This is a genomic window from Psychrobacter sp. 1U2, assembly GCF_051847575.1.
On record NZ_JBPYDC010000961.1, the window covers coordinates 1 to 758 of the forward strand.

Sequence of the window (758 nt, forward strand, 5' to 3'; positions counted from 1 at the left end):
TGAATGCGGTGTTGGTAAGTTAGATTTTGAGATGATGGAAGTCTAGATTTACAGAACGCTAACTAGGATATCCCATGACGAATTCGAATTATTCTGATGACACCACCCCTTATTTTGGCTCAAACAAGCCTATAGACACACAAATTAGGGACAAATCTGAGGTAACAGGCTTACCTGATGTTTCTGATAGTTTTCCAATGCCTGTTGATTCAGCATACAGCTACCCTACACCAGCTTGGGAAACGCTTGGTGAGCATAACTGGCGAGCGTCAGATCTGAGCGATCATCTTTATCAAGCCATGATTGATATCGGTGATGGTATTAACCTATGTGTCGAAGCTGGTGGGAATCCTACTCATCCGCCCCTACTTATGGTAATGGGTCTTGGCTCGCAAATGGTGTTTTGGCCAGATGACTTTATAAAACGTCTGATTGATGCTGGTTTTTTTGTGATTCGTTTTGACAATCGTGATATTGGTCTGTCTTCTAAAGTTCAGATTGAGGGTTTGCCACGTGTAAGCCAGCTTAAGATGATGCTGCGTTTGCAAACGGGGCTGTCCAACAAGAGCCAACAGGTTGCTTACAACCTAACCGATATGGCAGAAGATACTGTACGCCTAATCAAGGCCTTGAATCTTGGTAGTACACATCTGCTCGGCGCTTCTATGGGCGGTATGATTGCACAGATCGTTGCTGCGCGCTATCCAAGTTTAGTAGAGCGTCTAGCGCTGATGTTTACCACGACCAATCGTGCTTTT

At 44.6% G+C, this 758-nt stretch carries 1 protein-coding gene; it reads left to right on the forward strand.

All coding sequences use genetic code 11. The features are described 5' to 3' along the window. Nucleotides 1–197: 197 nt before the first annotated feature. A partial coding sequence (locus tag ACS8FD_RS19790; protein ID WP_439277124.1) for an alpha/beta fold hydrolase occupies nt 198–758 on the forward strand: 561 nt, incomplete at its 3' end.